We start from the raw sequence: 15,339 nt of genomic DNA, 5'->3' as shown, positions 1-15,339 counted from the left end.
CACGCGATCACCTTCGATCGCCGGATCCGGTGGGTGACGCGGGGTGTCACGGGTGCAGCCGCGCCGGGAGGGACCGGTGGCCGTTGGAGATGAAGGAATCGACCGGTTCCAGCAGCTCCGGGGCGACGGCCAGGGTCAGTTCGGGGAACCGCTCGAAGAGCGCGGGCAGGGCGACGGCCGCCTCCAGGCGGGCCAGCGGGGCACCGATGCAGAAGTGGACGCCGTGGCCGAAGGCGAGGTGTTCCTTCGTGGTGCGTGTCACGTCGAAGGCGTCGGGCCGGGTGCCCTCGCCGTACCGCTCCGGGTCGCGGCCGGCGGCGGCGTAGGCCGCGAGGATCGCGTCGCCCTTGCGGAGGGTGACGCCGCCGTCGAGCTCGATGTCCTCCACGGCGTAGCGCAGCGGCAGGTTGGCCACGGGCGCCTGGACGCGGAGGGTCTCCTCGACGACGTCGTTCCAGCCGGCCCGGCCCGCGCGGACCATGGCGAGCTGGTCGGGGTGGGTGAGCAGGGCGTGGATGGCGTTGTCGAGGAGGTTGACGGTGGTCTCATGACCGGCGCTGATCACCAGCAGGAGGGTGTCGAGGAGTTCCTGCTCGCTGAGCCGGGTGTCGCCCTCGTCGTCGCGCGCGGCGATCAGGGCGCTGGTCATGTCGTCGCCGGGCTCGGTGCGCTTGGCGGCGACGAGTTCGCCCAGCAGCCGGTACATCTCGGTGTAGGTCGCGGTGACCTCCTCGGGGTCGGCCGAGGTGTGGAAGATCGAGTCGACGCAGCGGCGCAGGCCGTCGCGCAGCTTGCCGTCCTCGACGCCCATCAGCTCGCAGATGACCTGGATGGGCAGCGGGTAGGCGTAGCCCTCACGCAGGTCCACGGTGGCGCCGGGCCCCTGCGCGGCGAGGCCGTCGAGGAGCTCCGCGGTGATCTTCTCGACGCGGGGGCGCATGGCGGCGACCCGGCGGGGGGTGAGGGCCTTGGCGACGAGGCCGCGCAGCCGGCGGTGGTCACTGCCGTAGGCGGTGAACATGTTCTGCACCGCGACCCAGGTGAACAGCGGCCACTCCGGGGAGATCTCGCCGTCGATCCAGGCGGGCCAGTGCCGGCGGGGGTCCTTGGAGACGCGGGGGTCGGTGAGCAGGCGCTTGAGCAGCGCCTGGGAGCTCACCGCCCATGCCACCACGCCACCAGGAAGTTCCACGGGGGTCGCCGGGCCGCGGGAGCGGACGCGGGCGGCCTCGCCGTGGACGTCCCGTCCGGAGGGGTCGATCCGGAGGGGCGGGAGGGAGGGTTCCATCGGCTGTCTCCAGAGGTCTCGGCGGTGCCGGTAGCGGGTGCGGCGGCCGGGTCCGGCCTCCGCGCGGGGACGGGCTGCGGCGGGAAGCGGACGGGCAGCGCGGTGAGGGCGCGGTGAAAGGGTCCGGGCCGCCACACCAACCGGTCGGCGGGTACGGCCAGTTCGAGGTCGGGCAGCCGGTCGAGGAGCCGCTCGACGGCGACGGAGGCGATGAGCCGGGCGGGGCTCTTGGCCGGGCAGTGGTGGGGTCCGGCGCTCCAGGCGAGGTGGGCGCGGTTGCCGGTGCGCTGTCCCGAGTGCCGCTCGGGGCGGAGGGAGGGGTCGGTGTTGGCAGCGGCGAAGCTGACGACGACGGGATCGCCCGCGCGCAGCCGTACGCCCGCGAAGTCCACGTCGGCCAGGGGGTAATGGACGCCGTAGTTGGCCATCGGCGGGTCCAGCCAGAGGACTTCGTCGAGCGCGTCGTCGACGGGCATGCTGCCGCCGGCCAGATCGCCCGCGAAGCGGTCGTCACACAGCAGCAGGCGCAGCGCCCCCGCGACGAGGTTCTGCTGGGGCTGGGTGCCGGCGCCCATGAGGACGACGATCTGGTGGATCATCTCCTCGTCGGTGAGCCGGGCCGGGTGGGCCATCAGCCAGGAGGTCATGTCGGCACCGGGCTGTTGCCGTTTGATGCCGATGAGTTCGGTGAGGGTGGTGTAGACGAGCGCGTTGGCGCGCTCCGCGTCGACGCCGTCGAAGATGCCGGTCATGCCCTCGACGAGGCGGTCGCCGAGCTCCGGCGGGCAGCCGAAGAGCTGGTTGAAGACCAGCAGCGGCAGGACCTTGGCGTAGGAGCCGAGCAGGTCGGCCTCGCCGGTGGTGGTGAAGCGGTCGATGAGGCTGTCGGCGCTGCGCTCGACGTAGCCGCGCAGGGCGTTGGGGTCGATGCGCTCCAGGCTGTCGTCGACCGCCCCGCGCAGCCGGCGGTGCTGCTCGCCGTCGGTGAAAAGGCAGTTGGGCCGGTACGCCATCATCGGCAGGACGGGGTTGTCCGGGGCGATGCGGCCCTCGGCCAGGTCGCGCCAGCGCCGGGGGTCCTTGCCGAACGCCTCGGTGCTGCGCAGCACTTCGAGGGCGGCGCGGTAGTCGGTGACCAGGTGCGCCGGTACGCCGGGGGCGAGTTCGACGGGGGCCACGGGGCCGTGGGCGCGCAGCCGGCGGTAGACGGCGTGCGGGTCGGCCGCGAACTCCGGTCCGTGCAGGGCGGTGACGGCCCCGTGGGCGGCGGGGCACCGCCCGGGGGCCGGGGTGGAGCGGTGGTTCACACGGGCTCCCGGGTGGTGGTGCGCGTGCGGAGCAGGTGGTCCACGAGGGTGATCAGGGCACGGGTGGCGGAGCGGCGGTCCCGGGCGTCGCAGGTGACCAGCGGGGTGTCGGGGAGCAGGTCGAGGGCCTCGCGGATCTCCTCCTCGGGGTGCGAGGGGGCGTCGTCGAAGTGGTTGACGGCGACCGCGTACGGCAGGTCGTGCTCCTCCAGCAGGCCCATGACGTCGAAGGACTGGTCCAGCCGCCGGGTGTCGGCGAGCACGATCGCGCCGAGGGCGCCCTGGGTCATGTCCATCCACAGCCGGGTGAACCGCTGTTGGCCGGGGGCGCCGAAGAGGTAGAGGACGAGGCCGTCGTTGATGGTGATGCGGCCGAAGTCCATGGCGACGGTGGTGGTCGTCTTCCCCGCGGTGCCGGCCAGGTCGTCCACGTACGCACCGGCCTGGGTCATCGTCTCCTCAGTGCGCAGCGGCCGGATCTCGGAGAGGGCGCCGACGAAGGTGGTCTTGCCCACCCCGAAGTGGCCGACGACGAGCACCTTCGCCGCGGTGCGCACGGTCCGCGGCAGATAGACGCCGTCGCGTGCACGGCCGTCGCGAACGCCGCTGTCAGAGGCGAGCGCGGAGTCCATCGAGCACCTCCTGGAGGATCTGGGCCTCGGGCAGCTGGGCCGAGGGGATGGGGGCGCGGGTGGCGAGGTGGCCGCTGTCGACCAGGTCGCCGAGGAGCACTTTGGTGACGCTGACCGGCAGGGCGAGATGGCCGGCGATCTCGGCGACGGAGAGGGCTCCGCCGAGGCAGAGCTCCATCATCCGGCGCTTCTCCGGGCTGAGCCCGGACAGCGGCCGGTCCGAGTGCGCCATGACCAGGGTGACCAGGTCGAAGGTGTTGCGCGTGGGGTGGGACCGGCCGTCCGTGACGACGTACGGCCTGACGAGTCCCCGCTCGCGCCGCGGCGTCGCCGGGGTCATGCCGGACTGCCCGGGCCCTGCCAGCCGTTGTCCTGCCGCGGCGGGGTGGTCAGCTCCTTGCCGAGGCCCGCGACGGTCTTCTGCATGCGGTAGGTGACGGCCTCCATGTCGACGTTCTCGGTGGCCGAGACGGCGAGGTAGGCGCCGGGGCCGGCGGCGATGAGGAAGACGTAGCCGTGGGCGAACTCGATGAGGGTCTGCCGCCAGGGGGTGTCCTGAGGGGCCGGGTGGGTGCAGAAGTCCGCCGTGGAGCGGCTGATCGACTGGAGGCCGGAGAGCGCGGCGGCCTGGCGTTCGGCCTCGTCGCGGGCGATGCCGGCGGAGTGGGCGCGCAGCATGCCGTCGGCGGAGAGCAGGATCGCGTGGCGGGCCTCGGGGATCTTGACGACCTCGTCCAGCATCCACGCCAGGTCGTTGTTCAGATGGTCGTTCACGCGGAGGGGTTCCCTTCGTCTTCTGCGGGGGCGGGGGCGGGGGCGGGGAGCGGACCGGGGAGCGGGGTGCCCGCGGCGGGGGTGCGCCCGGAGCGGGTGCCGCGGGCGAACGCGCCCATGCGGCGGGCGGTCTCCTCGGGCGAACGCTCCGCGGGCATCTCGGCGGGCGGCACGGCGGCCGGCCGGGGCGCGGCGTGACCGGCCGTCCCGGGGCGGCGCCGACGGCGCTTGGGCAGGCCGCCGGCGGTGGTGGCGCGGGGCGGTTCGGGCACGGAGCGGCCGTCCGGCCCGGAGTCATGAGTGGTCCCGGCCGACTCCGGCAGGAGGAAGCCGTCGGACCCGGAGGCGTGGCGGCCCGTCGGCCCGGGAGCGGGAGTGGTGCCGAGCGGCTCCCACGCCGGGTGGTCCGCCGGAGCGGCGGCGGCAGGCCCGGGGACGGCGCCGGGCGGTTCCCTGTCCGGATCACCGGCAGAGGTGGTCCCGGACCACTCGGAGGCCGGGTGACCGGTCCGGGAGGACGCGGGGACGGCACCGGGCGGCTCCCATGCCGAGCGGTCCGCCGGGGTGGCGGCGGACGCCCCGGAGGCGGGGTGACCCGGTGTCCCGGGCACGGAGTGGCCGGCCGACGCGGGCCCAGCCGGACCCGGTGCGGGCGCCGGGCGCGCTGCCGGGAAGCGGTCGGACGGCGAGCGGTCGTCCGGGAAAGCGGCCGGCGGACCGGGGACCGGGTGGCCGGCCGGTGCGGGCGGCTCCGGGGGGCCCGCCGGGCGGGAGGCCCCGGGTCCCGCCGCCGTGGCGGGCCGTGCCGCCCGGCGCGACGGACCCGCGGCGCGGCCCGGGGCCACCAGCGGCACGGTCCCGGGGCCGTCGAGATCCAGATGCGTCAGCAGCGCGACGGGCAGGAACAGCACGGCCCGCACACCGCCGTAGGGCGAACGCGTGTCCACGGAGACGCTGAAGCCGTAGCGGGCGGCGAGCGCCCCGATGACGGGGAAGCCGAACTGCGGGGGGTCGCCGAGCCGGGAGACGTCCACGCCCCGGCGTCCGGACAGCAGCGCGACGGCCCGTTCCACCTCCTGGCGGTCCATGCCCACACCGGCGTCGTCGATGACGACGCAGGCGCCGTTGTGCACCGGCTGGAGGCTGACCTCGACGGTGGTGCTGGGCTGCGAGTGACGGGCGGCGTTGTCGAGGAGCTCGGCGACGGCGAGGACGACGGGCTCCACCGCGCGGCTGACGACGGCGAGCGACTCGCCGGCCGGGCCGTGCACCCGGACGCGCCGGTAGTCGCGGATCCGGGAGGTGGCGCCGCGCACGACGTCGGTCAGCGGGGAAGCGACGCGCTGCCGGCCGGGCCACGAGCCGCAGAGCACGCCGATGGCCTGGGCGCGGCGGCCGAACTGGGAGTTGGTGTGGTCGATCTCCAGCAGGTCGCGCAGCACTTCGGGGTTGTCGTGCCGGTCCTGCATGGTGGAGATGGCCAGTTGCTGCTCGTGCGCGAGGCCCTGGAGGGCGCGCATGGAGGCGCGCAGCGCCGCCTTGGCGGACTGGTCGGCGCGCACCCGGGCCTTGTCCACGGCCTTGGCGAAGTGGTCCATCACGGACTGGAGGCTGTGGGCGAACGCGGTGCCGGCGAGCCGGTCGTCGAGGAGGCCGGGCAGCGGCACGGCGGTGTCCGCCGCGTCCGTGACGGCCGGCAGGCGCACGTCGACCAGGCGGGCGGCCTCCTCGTCGCGCGCCCGCACGTTCTCCTCCAGCGCGGCGGCGCGGGCCCGCAGCGCGGCGGCGATCCGGCGCTGGCGCACCAGCAGGACCACCACGGCGACCAGTGCCACGGCCAGGCACCAGATCCCCGCTTCCGATATGTGATGTGACATCAATTCCTCTTGGACGCCGGTTCGTGCGGGCGGCGGGACGGATCGCTGCGTCCTGACGTCCCGTCCAAAAGCGGAATACGCGGATCATCCAACCACACCCGTGACCCTGCGTCCGTTTCCCTTCTCGAATACCGAACAAACAAGCGCCTCCCGCCCGCCCATGCCGGGGCGGGCGGGAGGCGCCAGAGGGTTTTCGGCCGGAATTCGGCCCGAACGGCGTCCGCGCAGGCCGCGCTGACCGGGCGTCAGACCGCGGAGAGGCCGGCCTTCAGCGCGGTGGCGATCTCCGTCGCCCGGCGGGCCTGGTAGGCGACGGCGGCGAGGTTGTCGGGGTGCACGTTGCCCGGCTGGTTGTGGGTCACGCTGCTCGCGCCGTACGGGTTGCCGTTGGCCTTCTCGAACTGGACCGGGTCCGTGAAGCCGGGCGGCACGATGATCGCGCCCCAGTGGTAGAAGGTGTTGTTCAGCGCCAGGATGGTGGACTCCTGGCCGCCGTGGGCGTTGTTGGTCGAGGTGAAGGACGAGACGACCTTGTTGGCCAGCTTGCCCTGGGCCCAGACCCCGCCGACCGAGTCGAGGAACTGCTTGAGCTGGGCGGACGGCAGGCCGAAGCGGGTGGGCGTGCCGAGGAGCACCGCATCGGCCCAGACCAGGTCGTCCGGCGTCGCCACGGGCACGTCCTCGGTGGCCGCCGTGTGCGCCGCCCAGGCCGGGTTGCTCTCGACGGCGCTGCGCGGGGCGAGTTCGGCGACCTTGCGGAGGCGCACCTCGGCGCCGGCCTTCTCGGCCTCGGCCGCGGCGGCCTCGGCCATCTTGTGGATGTTGCCCGTGGACGAGTAGTAGATGACGGCGACGTTGGTCATGGCCCTGCGAACTCCTCGGCGTCAAAAGCGATGTCGAAAGCGATCTCGGAAGCGGTGTCGAAAGCGGTGTCGAAAGCGTCGAACCGGTCGAGCGGTGTCGGCATATGGTGAGGCGTTACCGTGCGAACGGCCAAAGGCGGCGTCGGCAGTCAGTCAACTCGCCACTTCCTGGGGCGTGTCCGGATGCGGCACCCCGAAGGCCCCGTATGTGACGAAGTAGGTCCGGATCGTTCGACGCCGGGGCGTTCCCTTCCTAATGTGCATGCTGCGGTGGGTGTTCCATGTTGCGGGAGAAGGTTGCGGGAGAAGGGTTCGCTGCCATGGGAGAGAGCAAGGCCGGTCCGGCCCCGGGGGGTCTGGACGCCCTGGCCGCCGAGGGCGTCGCCCCGTGGCTCGGCGGGCTCCGCCGCTCCCTGGTCACCTCCGGCCGGCTGCCGGAGCTGCTGACCGGGGCGGGCCTGCGCGGGGCGTCGTTCGGCCCGGAGGGCCTGGCCGCCGACGCCGCGGAGGACGACGGCTGCCGGGAGCAGCTGTCCCTGCTGGCGCGCCGTCCGGCCGCGCCGGACACGGCCGTCCTGGCGCTGAGCGCCTACGACCTGCGCTCGGCGTGCGACGTCCTGCGCCCGGTCTTCGACGCCGGGCACGGTTCGGACGGCTGTGTGTCCATGGACGTGGACGCCGCCCTGGCGCACGACGCGGACGGCACGGTGGCCGCCGCCGAGGAGCTGCACCGGGCCGCGCGCCGGAGCAACGCCCTGGTCAAGATCCCGGCCACCGGCCGGGGACTGACCGCGGTCCGGGCCTGCCTGGGCCGGGGCATCGGGGTGCACGTCACGGAGATCTTCTCCGCGCGCCGCTACGGGCAGGCCCTCGACGCCTGTCTGGACGGGCTGGAGGACGCCCGGGCGGCCGGGCACGACCTCGCCGCCCTGCCCGTGTGCACCTCGCTGGCGGCGGGCCGCATCGAGGCGGGTATCGACGCCCGGCTCACGGCCCTCGGCACGCCGGACGCGCTCGCGCTGCGCGGCACGGCGGCCCTGGCCGTGGCCCGGCTCGCCTACCGGCTCTACGAGGAGCGGCTGGGCACGGCCTGCTGGCGGCGGCTGGCCGCCGCCGGGGCCCGCCCGCCGCGGCCGCTCTGGGAGGCCGCCGGCGGCGACGCGGGCCGCGAACTGCGCCACGCGGAGACCCTGGTGGCCTGGGGCACCGGTGTGGTCCTGTCCCCCGCCGCGCTGGCGGCGGCCGCCGCCGGCGCCCGGCCGGAGGGCGACACCCTGACCTGCCGTCACCGCGAGGCGGCCGCCCTGGTCGAGGAGGTCGAGCGGCTCGGCGTCTCCTTCGAGGACACCGCGGCGGAGCTGGCCGGGGACCGGCTGGAGCGGCTCACCGATGCCTGGCGGGTGCTGCGACGGGTGGTGGGGGAACAACTGCGCGTCGGCCGGCGCTGACCAGGGGTGCCGACGGGCACCGGTGCGGGGGCCGGCCCCCGCGGACCGGCCTTGCGGCTCCCGAACGCCTCGCATAACTTGACCGTTTGGTGGAGTAGGTGCCACTGAGGGGGATCGGGGCTTACAGGCCGGGGGGCCTGTGACCCATGACGTGCGGTGACGCATGGTCAGCACCAAGGAGGGGCGCGTGTCGCAGAAGTCGGATGCCGGGGTGTTCGCCGTACTGGAACTGCTGGACGGCGGGGCGCCGCCGGACGAGTTCGAGATGCTCGTGGAGGACGCCCGGAGATCCGGCGCGGGGGACGAGGAACTGGCCGCCCTGGAACGGGCGAAACGGCTGGGGCTGTCCGTGCGGGCCCGGGGCGAGAACGAACAGCAGCGCCTGGCCACCATGTCGGCCCTCTTCGAGACCGGTTTCGACATGGCCGTCCCGCAGGACCTCGACTCCCTGCTGACGATGGTCCTCCGGCGGGCCCGGGTGCTGCTCTCCTCGGACATGGCCTGGATCGGCCTCTACGACGACGAGGAGGGCCGGCACGTCATCCGCGCCTCCGACGGCCACATCACCGACCGGAACGTCGGCCTGCGGCTGGACCCGGGCGTCGGGCTCGGCTCGGCCACGACCCGGGAGCAGAACCCGTCGCCCTTCTGGACGCCCGACTACCTCGCCGACGAGCGCATCCTGCACAGCCCGTCCGTGGACGACGTCGTCCGCCTGGAACGCACCCGTGCCATGCTCGCGGTGCCGCTGTCCCGCGTCGGCGGTCCGGTCGGCTCGCTCTACGTGGGCGAGCGCAAGGTGCGCCACTACGCGCCGGACGAGGTGGCCCTGCTGCGCTCGCTGGCCGACCTGACCAGCGTGGCCATCAAGCACGTACGCCTCATCGAGCGCAACGCCGCGCTGATCGCCGCCCTCGAACGCCACACCATCACGGTGGAGGCCGGACTGCGGGACGTACGCGGGCTGAGCCAGACCCACCACCGGCTGATCGAACTGGTGTTGGACGACGGTGATCTGCACTCCCTGACCGACGAGGTCCGCCGGGAGCTCGACGCCCACGCGTGCGTCTACTCCGCCGACGGCACCCCCCTCGCGACGGCCGGCGAGGCACCGGTGTGCGCGGCGGACCCCGCGACGCTCTCGCGGCTGGGCGCGCTCGCCCCGCGCAGACCCGGCGAACTGGACGACGGCGTCTGGGCCGTTCCCCTGGCGGCCGGCACCGGCCACCTGGGCACCCTGGTGCTGCGCCCGAAACGGCCGTGGAGCACCGAGGAGGAGCAGCTGCTGCCGCTCGTCGGCCAGGCCGTCTCCGTCCAGCTGCTGGTGGAGAACAGCCGGACGGCCATCACCGAGGGCCAGATCCGCGAGGACTTCCTCGGCGACCTGCTGACCGGCCCGCAGCGCCCGCGCCCGCAACTGGAGCAGAGCGCCCGCCGGTTGGGCATCGACCTGCGCCGGGAACACGTCGTCGTGGTGGCCCGGCCCGAGGGCGAGGCGCACGGCAAACCGGCCGTGTGGGCCTCGTCGTACGCCTACCGGCAGAAGGGGCTGCGCAGCATGCAGAACGGTCTCGCCGTGCTGCTGCTGCCCGGCGGCGACCCGGGGGCCGCCGCCCGCGCGGTCTCCGCCGAGCTGTCCCCGCTCCTCGGCCACCCGGTGACCGTGGCCGCGGCGGGCCCGGCCGGCGACCCGGCCGCGGTCCGCGACGGGTTCCACGAGGCGCTGCGCTGTCTGGACGCCATGACCGCGCTGGGCGCCACGGGACAGGCCGGCTCGCTGCGCGACCTGGGCTTCCTCGGCGTCCTGCTGTCGGACGGGCACGACGTGGGGGCCTTTGTGCACTCCGCCATCGGCCCCGTCATCGACTACGACGAGCAGCGGTTCACCGACCTCACCCGGACCCTGGAGGCCTACTTCGAGGCGGGCGGCAGTCCGACGAACGCGGCCAAGCGGCTCCACGTCCACCCCAACACCGTCGCCCGCCGGCTGGAGCGCATCGGCGAACTGCTGGGCCCCGAGTGGCAGGACCCCCGGCGCGCCCTGGAGGTGCAGCTGGCGCTGCGCGTCCACCGGGTGCGCGCCGTCCTCGGCGGCACCGGGCCCGCGGCGGACGGCGCTCAGGAGGCCTGACCCAGGCACTCGGCCTCCTCGTCCGCCCCGGCGGCCCCCGGCCGGGTCAGCACCCGCACCGCGTGCGCGGCCGAGGCCAGCGTGGTGTGCCGGTGCCAGCCGCCGAAGGAGCGGCCCGCGAAGTCGCGGATGCCGACCTCGTCGGCGACCTCGTCGAAGTCCCGGCGCACCCGTCCCATCAGCCGGCTCAGCCGCACCAGGGCGGCGGGCGGCACATTCAGCAGGTCGGTGAGCCACAGCTCGGCCGGCCAGCGGCCGGCGGCGTCGCCCAGGCCCAGCAGCAGCATGTCCCGGCGCCGGACGGGCTCGCCGGGGGCCGGGCGGCGGCCGGGCAGGCCGACGCGGACGGCGGCGGTCAGCGAGGTGTGCACGCTGCGCCGGCCGTCGTGGTCGCGCCAGAGCACGGGCCGGCGCAGGTCCCGGGCGGCGCCCATGATCTGGTGGGCGGGCAGCGCCTCGCCGCCGCGCCCGGGCAGCGTGGGCTCCGCCGGCGCCAGCCGCAGGGAGCCGCCGACGCGGGCCAGCACCGGGACGCCCGCGGCCCGCAGCCGGTGGAGGGCGGAGAGCGCGTCCGCCTCCCGGGCGTCCATCACCACGGGCCGCACCGGCAGGCCCCAGTCGCGCATCATCCCGACGTACGCCTCGACGGTGCACTCCCCCAGCGTCTCGGCCCGCACCGAGTCGGGGATCGACGCCTGGCGCCGGCGCAGCGGGTCCTCCAGCCAGGACTCGGAGAGGAACAGCCGCCAGTTGACCGGGACGGCGAAGTCGTCGGAGGCCGCCCAGACGCCCACGGCCTGCTGGGCGTTGATCACCTGGCCCCGGACCGGACAGAAGCGGCGCTCGACGCCGACGGAGTTGTCGCCGGCCTTGGGGATCACCATGGGCCGCACCACCCAGGCCTGCGGGGGCGCGATCCGCGCGGTGTACGCGGCGAGCGCCCGGCGGACCGGCTCCCAGTCCCAGGTGGAGCTGGAGACGAAGTGGTGCAGGCTCTGCTCGGCGGCCGGACCGCCGCTCAGCGCCGCGATGTTGCGGATGGACTTGCGCCCCCGCGCCGCCAGCAGCCCCCGCAGATAGGCCTCGCCCCGGCGGCGCTGGTCGCTGCGCGGCAGCGAGGCGAACAGGGACCCGCCCAGCTCGGCGAGCAGCAGGTCCCGCGCCTCCGGGCCCGCCGTCATGGAGTTCCGACGTCCGGTCCCCTTGTGCAGAGCCGTGCCGTTCATCGCTCTCCCCCACTTCGTCCTCGCACGCCGATCGGGCCGTCCACCACCTTCTCCCCCGCCCCCCGTCCGGCCCCAGGTGTGCACAGCACCCGGCTGACCTGCCCGGGAGTGGTCCGGCCACCAGGCGGGCCCATGGGCGCCCCGAGGGCGCCGCCCGGCTCCTCCCGGGGGTGTGGCCGGGCCACCACACCCCCGGGAGAAGCCGGGCGGAACGGGGCGCGCGGCCGGACGGCGGGTCCGGGGGACGGGGCGCCGGGACGATGCGGCTACGGTGGTGGCGTACGCCCGTGGGAACGACGACGTCCCTGGGCGCGGTCGAATCGGTGCCGCCGGGCCGCCCGCAGGGAGCGGACGTCCGGGAGCGCCGGCTGGCTCAACTGAGCAGGAAGAAGTGAGCAGGGTGTTGGTGCAGGTCAACGCGGAATTCCGGAGTACGGGGCAGGCGTCGTGCACATTGTGATCATGGGGTGCGGGCGGGTGGGCTCGGCCCTCGCCCAGACCCTGGAGCAGCAGGGCCACACGGTCGCCGTGGTCGACCAGGACCCGACCGCCTTCCGGCGTCTGGGCTCCGGTTTCGGCGGGCGGCGGGTGACCGGTGTCGGCTTCGACCAGGACACCCTGCGCGAGGCGGGCATCGAGGAGGCGGGTGCCTTCGCCGCGGTCAGCAGCGGCGACAACTCCAACATCATCGCGGCCCGGGTGGCCCGCGAGATGTTCGGCGTGGAGAACGTGGCGGCCCGCATCTACGACCCGCGCCGCGCCGAGGTCTACCAGCGGCTCGGCATCCCGACGGTGGCGACCGTCCGCTGGACCGCCGACCAGATGCTGCGGCGGCTGCTGCCGTCCGGTGCGGAGCCGCTGTGGCGCGACCCCACCGGGGGCGTCCAGCTCGCCGAGGTCCCTGCCTCCCCGGCGTGGATAGGGCACCGGATCAGCAGGCTCCAGGAGGAGACCGGCGTCCGGGTCGCGTTCCTGACCCGGCTCGGCGAGGCCATGCTGCCGACCTCCGCGACGGTGCTGCAGGAAGGCGACCTGGTGCATGTGATGATGCGCACCGACGAGGTCGAAAAGGTGGAGGCCGCGTTCGCGCAGGGCCCCGAGGAAGGCGGTCACTGATGCGGGTCGCGATCGCAGGGGCCGGTGCCGTCGGCCGTTCCATCGCCGGCGAACTGCTGGAGAACGGGCACGAGGTCCTGCTCATCGACAAGGCGCCGTCCGCCATCTCGGTCGAGCGGGTGCCGCTGGCCGAGTGGCTGCTGGCCGACGCGTGCGAGATCACCTCGCTCGACGAGGCGGCGCTCCAGCGCTGCAACGTGGTGATCGCCGCGACCGGTGACGACAAGGTCAACCTCGTGGTGTCGCTGCTGGCCAAGACGGAGTACGGCGTCCCGCGCGTCGTGGCCCGGGTCAACAACCCCAAGAACGAGTGGCTGTTCAACGAGTCGTGGGGTGTGGACGTCGCCGTCTCCACCCCGCGTCTGATGTCGGCGCTCGTCGAGGAGGCCGTGAGCGTCGGCGACCTGGTGCGCCTGCTGCGCTTCAGCCAGGGCGACGCCAACCTGGTCGAGCTCACGCTGCCGCCGGAGGCCGCGCTCGCAGGCACCCGGGTCGGCGACGTGGACTGGCCCGAGGACACCTCCCTGGTCACGATCATCCGCGGCAACCGCGTCCTGACCCCCAACAAGGAGGACGCCCTGGAGGCCGGTGACGAGCTGCTGTTCGTCGCGGCCCCGGCGCGCGAGGAGCAGCTGGAGGACCTGCTGTCGGTCCGCCGCGAGGAGAGCTCCGACTGACGGTCGTCCGACCATGGGAAAGGCCCCGGTTCCCCGGGGCCTTTCCCATGCTTCGTGGTCGTCTCAGACCGTCTTCTCCGCCTTCTCGCGCTCCGCGCGGCGGGCCTCCTCGGCCTCCATCTCCGCGAACACGTCGATCGGCGGCGGGGCCTTGGCCAGGAAGATCCAGGTCAGATAGACCGAGAGCAGCATCGGCGGAATGCCGAGCGCCACCTTGACCCAGCCCAACTGGGTCGCGTCGCCCCACCAGTAGAGCGGGAAGAGGATCGCCGACTTGGCGAGCAGGATCAGCCCCCAGGCCCAACTGGCCTTGGTGTAGGCCTTCTTGCGGCCGGGGTTGCGGGTCCGCCAGGAAAGGTTCTCCTTGAACACCGGCCCGAGGATCAGGCCGAGCAGCGGGTAGCCGACCAGGGACGTGACGATGTAGGCCACCGCGAGGCCGAGCGTGTAGAGCATGCCCGGCAGGTAGAAGTTCTTGGCGTCGCCGGACATCATCGCGAACACCGCGCCGAAGGCCACACCGAAGACGCCGCCGAAGGCGTGCTTGAGGGTGTCCTTGCGCACCAGCCGGGCGACGCCGAGGGCCAGCGAGAGGGCCAGGGCGGCGACGGCGGCGGTGTGGATGTTCCGGTTGACGGTGAAGACGGCGACGAACACCAGGCCGGGGACGGTGGTCTCCACCATGCCGCGGACACCGCCGAACGCCTCGAAGAGCGCTGCCTCGGTCGCGGACCGTGACCCTTCGTCGCGGTGTCTGCCGGGCTGGTGGTCCATCGGCTTGTCGAGGGACGACAAGGGCTACTCCTGTCCGAGCGGTCGGAGTTCGTATCGGGGGTTGAACAGCACTCTGCGGCCACGGCTCATCGAGATCCGGCCGGAGGCGATCAGCTTACGGCCCGGCTCGATGCCCGCTATGGAACGGCGCCCCAGCCATACGACGTCCAGCGCCGCGGAGCCGTCGAAGAGCTCGGCCTCCAGCGCGGGGACGCCGGCGCGCGGTCGCAGCGTGACGGTCCGCAGGGTGCCGGTGACCTTGACGATCTGCCGGTCGTCGCAGTCACAGATCCGGGTGCATCCCACCGCTTCCGTGTCCTGCTGCAGCTCGGCCTGGTGCAGCTCCTCGGGCGAGGAGGAAAGCCGGTCGAGCATCCGGCGGAACCGGCCGGTCGACTTCTCGGAACGGGATACGGCACTCATGAATCCAGCGTACCGGGGTCCCGGAGCCCCATTGCAGTCCTCCGACCGCACCCGCCCCACAGCCCCGCCGACTCGAAGCGGCACCCCTCACAGCTCGAAGCGGTACCCCATCCCCGGCTCAGTAATGAAGTGCTTCGGATGCGACGGGTCCTGTTCCAGCTTGCGCCGCAGCTGGGCCATGTAGACCCGCAGGTAGTTGGTCTCCGTGCCGTACGACGGACCCCAGACCTCCTGGAGCAGCTGCTTCTGGCTCACCAGGCGGCCCGTGTTGCGCACCAGCACCTCCAGCAGGTGCCACTCCGTCGGCGTGAGGCGGACGTCCTTCCCGCCCCGGTTGACCTTCTTCGCCGCCAGGTCGACGGTGAAGACCTCCGTCTCGACGATCGCGTCGTCCCCCGCGGCCGACGGGCCCGTGGGCTCGGCCCGGCGGACCGCGGCCCGCAGCCGGGCCAGCAGCTCGTCCATGCCGAACGGCTTGGTCACATAGTCGTCGGCGCCCGCGTCCAGCGCCTCGACCTTCTCGTCGGAGGTCTGCCGGGCGGAGAGGACGAGGATGGGCACCCGGGTCCAGCCGCGCAGGCCCTTGATGACCTCGACGCCGTCCATGTCCGGCAGGCCCAGGTCGAGGATGACGACGTCGGGGTGGCGGGCGGCGGCGAGCTGGAGCGCGGTGGCGCCGTCGGGCGCGGCGTCGACCTCGTACTTGCGGGCCTTGAGGTTGATCACAAGGGCGCGGACGATCTGCGGCTCGTCGTCCACCACGAGCACCCGGTTCATGAGGAACCACCTCTGCTGTTCATGCG

Annotated in this window: 15 protein-coding genes; 4 read left to right on the top strand and 11 right to left on the bottom strand. The window is 73.8% G+C overall.

Annotated elements, in window-relative coordinates; genetic code table 11:
- Positions 1–46 precede the first annotated feature (46 nt).
- The 7 genes from AB8735_RS28100 to wrbA form a co-directional block, all read right to left on the bottom strand.
- Positions 47–1,159, bottom strand: coding sequence for a cytochrome P450 (locus AB8735_RS28100; protein ID WP_372410155.1), 1,113 nt, complete (start codon positions 1,157–1,159; stop codon positions 47–49).
- Positions 1,156–2,595 carry a cytochrome P450 gene (locus tag AB8735_RS28095; RefSeq protein WP_372410153.1) on the bottom strand — a complete coding sequence of 480 codons (1,440 nt, stop codon included), beginning with the start codon at positions 2,593–2,595 and terminating at the stop codon, positions 1,156–1,158. The genes AB8735_RS28100 and AB8735_RS28095 overlap by 4 nt, the downstream gene beginning before the upstream one ends.
- Positions 2,592–3,227, bottom strand: coding sequence for an ATP/GTP-binding protein (locus tag AB8735_RS28090; RefSeq protein ID WP_344025236.1), 636 nt, complete (start codon positions 3,225–3,227; stop codon positions 2,592–2,594). Before AB8735_RS28090 ends, AB8735_RS28095 begins: the two co-directional genes overlap by 4 nt.
- The gene (locus tag AB8735_RS28085; protein WP_344025238.1) at positions 3,205–3,567 is read right to left on the bottom strand and encodes a DUF742 domain-containing protein; all 363 of its coding nucleotides are present in this window, start codon (positions 3,565–3,567) and stop codon (positions 3,205–3,207) included. Before AB8735_RS28085 ends, AB8735_RS28090 begins: the two co-directional genes overlap by 23 nt.
- Entirely contained in the window at positions 3,564–4,001 is a 438-nt protein-coding gene (locus AB8735_RS28080) for a roadblock/LC7 domain-containing protein (protein ID WP_344025240.1), read from the bottom strand. The genes AB8735_RS28085 and AB8735_RS28080 overlap by 4 nt, the downstream gene beginning before the upstream one ends.
- Positions 3,998–5,878 carry an ATP-binding protein gene (locus AB8735_RS28075; RefSeq protein WP_372410149.1) on the bottom strand — a complete coding sequence of 627 codons (1,881 nt, stop codon included), beginning with the start codon at positions 5,876–5,878 and terminating at the stop codon, positions 3,998–4,000. Before AB8735_RS28075 ends, AB8735_RS28080 begins: the two co-directional genes overlap by 4 nt.
- Positions 5,879–6,123: 245 nt before the next feature.
- Positions 6,124–6,741, bottom strand: a complete 618-nt coding sequence (gene wrbA, locus AB8735_RS28070) for an NAD(P)H:quinone oxidoreductase (protein ID WP_372410148.1) — start codon at positions 6,739–6,741, stop codon at positions 6,124–6,126.
- 320 nt (positions 6,742–7,061) lie between these two features.
- Here wrbA and AB8735_RS28065 point away from each other — a divergent pair, with 320 nt between their 5' ends.
- Entirely contained in the window at positions 7,062–8,189 is a 1,128-nt protein-coding gene (locus tag AB8735_RS28065; protein ID WP_372410145.1) for a transaldolase family protein, read from the top strand.
- Between the two features lie 187 nt (positions 8,190–8,376).
- A complete protein-coding gene (locus AB8735_RS28060) occupies positions 8,377–10,320 on the top strand; it encodes a helix-turn-helix domain-containing protein (RefSeq protein ID WP_344025248.1) in 1,944 nt (647 codons plus the stop codon).
- Here AB8735_RS28060 and AB8735_RS28055 read toward each other — a convergent pair.
- The gene (locus tag AB8735_RS28055) at positions 10,308–11,546 is read right to left on the bottom strand and encodes a transposase (RefSeq protein WP_344025250.1); all 1,239 of its coding nucleotides are present in this window, start codon (positions 11,544–11,546) and stop codon (positions 10,308–10,310) included. The two genes, AB8735_RS28060 and AB8735_RS28055, sit on opposite strands and share 13 nt — an antisense overlap.
- Before the next feature lie 447 nt (positions 11,547–11,993).
- Here AB8735_RS28055 and AB8735_RS28050 point away from each other — a divergent pair, with 447 nt between their 5' ends.
- Together AB8735_RS28050 and AB8735_RS28045 are read left to right on the top strand one after the other, a co-directional pair.
- Positions 11,994–12,662 carry a TrkA family potassium uptake protein gene (locus tag AB8735_RS28050; RefSeq protein ID WP_344025252.1) on the top strand — a complete coding sequence of 223 codons (669 nt, stop codon included), beginning with the start codon at positions 11,994–11,996 and terminating at the stop codon, positions 12,660–12,662.
- Complete coding sequence (locus AB8735_RS28045) at positions 12,662–13,339, top strand: TrkA family potassium uptake protein (protein ID WP_344025254.1); 678 nt, start codon at positions 12,662–12,664, stop codon at positions 13,337–13,339. Before AB8735_RS28050 ends, AB8735_RS28045 begins: the two co-directional genes overlap by 1 nt.
- A 63-nt stretch (positions 13,340–13,402) precedes the next feature.
- On the opposite strand, the gene AB8735_RS28040 is transcribed toward AB8735_RS28045, so the two are convergent.
- The 3 genes from AB8735_RS28040 to AB8735_RS28030 form a co-directional block, all read right to left on the bottom strand.
- Positions 13,403–14,134, bottom strand: coding sequence for a DUF3159 domain-containing protein (locus AB8735_RS28040; protein ID WP_372410143.1), 732 nt, complete (start codon positions 14,132–14,134; stop codon positions 13,403–13,405).
- Positions 14,135–14,137: 3 nt separating this feature from the next.
- Entirely contained in the window at positions 14,138–14,536 is a 399-nt protein-coding gene (locus AB8735_RS28035) for an OB-fold nucleic acid binding domain-containing protein (RefSeq protein WP_344025255.1), read from the bottom strand.
- An 87-nt stretch (positions 14,537–14,623) separates the two neighbouring features.
- Complete coding sequence (locus AB8735_RS28030; RefSeq protein ID WP_344025256.1) at positions 14,624–15,313, bottom strand: response regulator; 690 nt, start codon at positions 15,311–15,313, stop codon at positions 14,624–14,626.
- Between the last annotated feature and the right edge of the window lie 26 nt (positions 15,314–15,339).

Origin of the sequence: Streptomyces luteireticuli (assembly GCF_041519305.1) — a bacterium.
In the GTDB taxonomy this organism is placed as follows: Bacteria; Actinomycetota; Actinomycetes; order Streptomycetales; family Streptomycetaceae; genus Streptomyces; species Streptomyces luteireticuli.
This window is presented reverse-complemented; position numbering and strand designations above follow the sequence as displayed.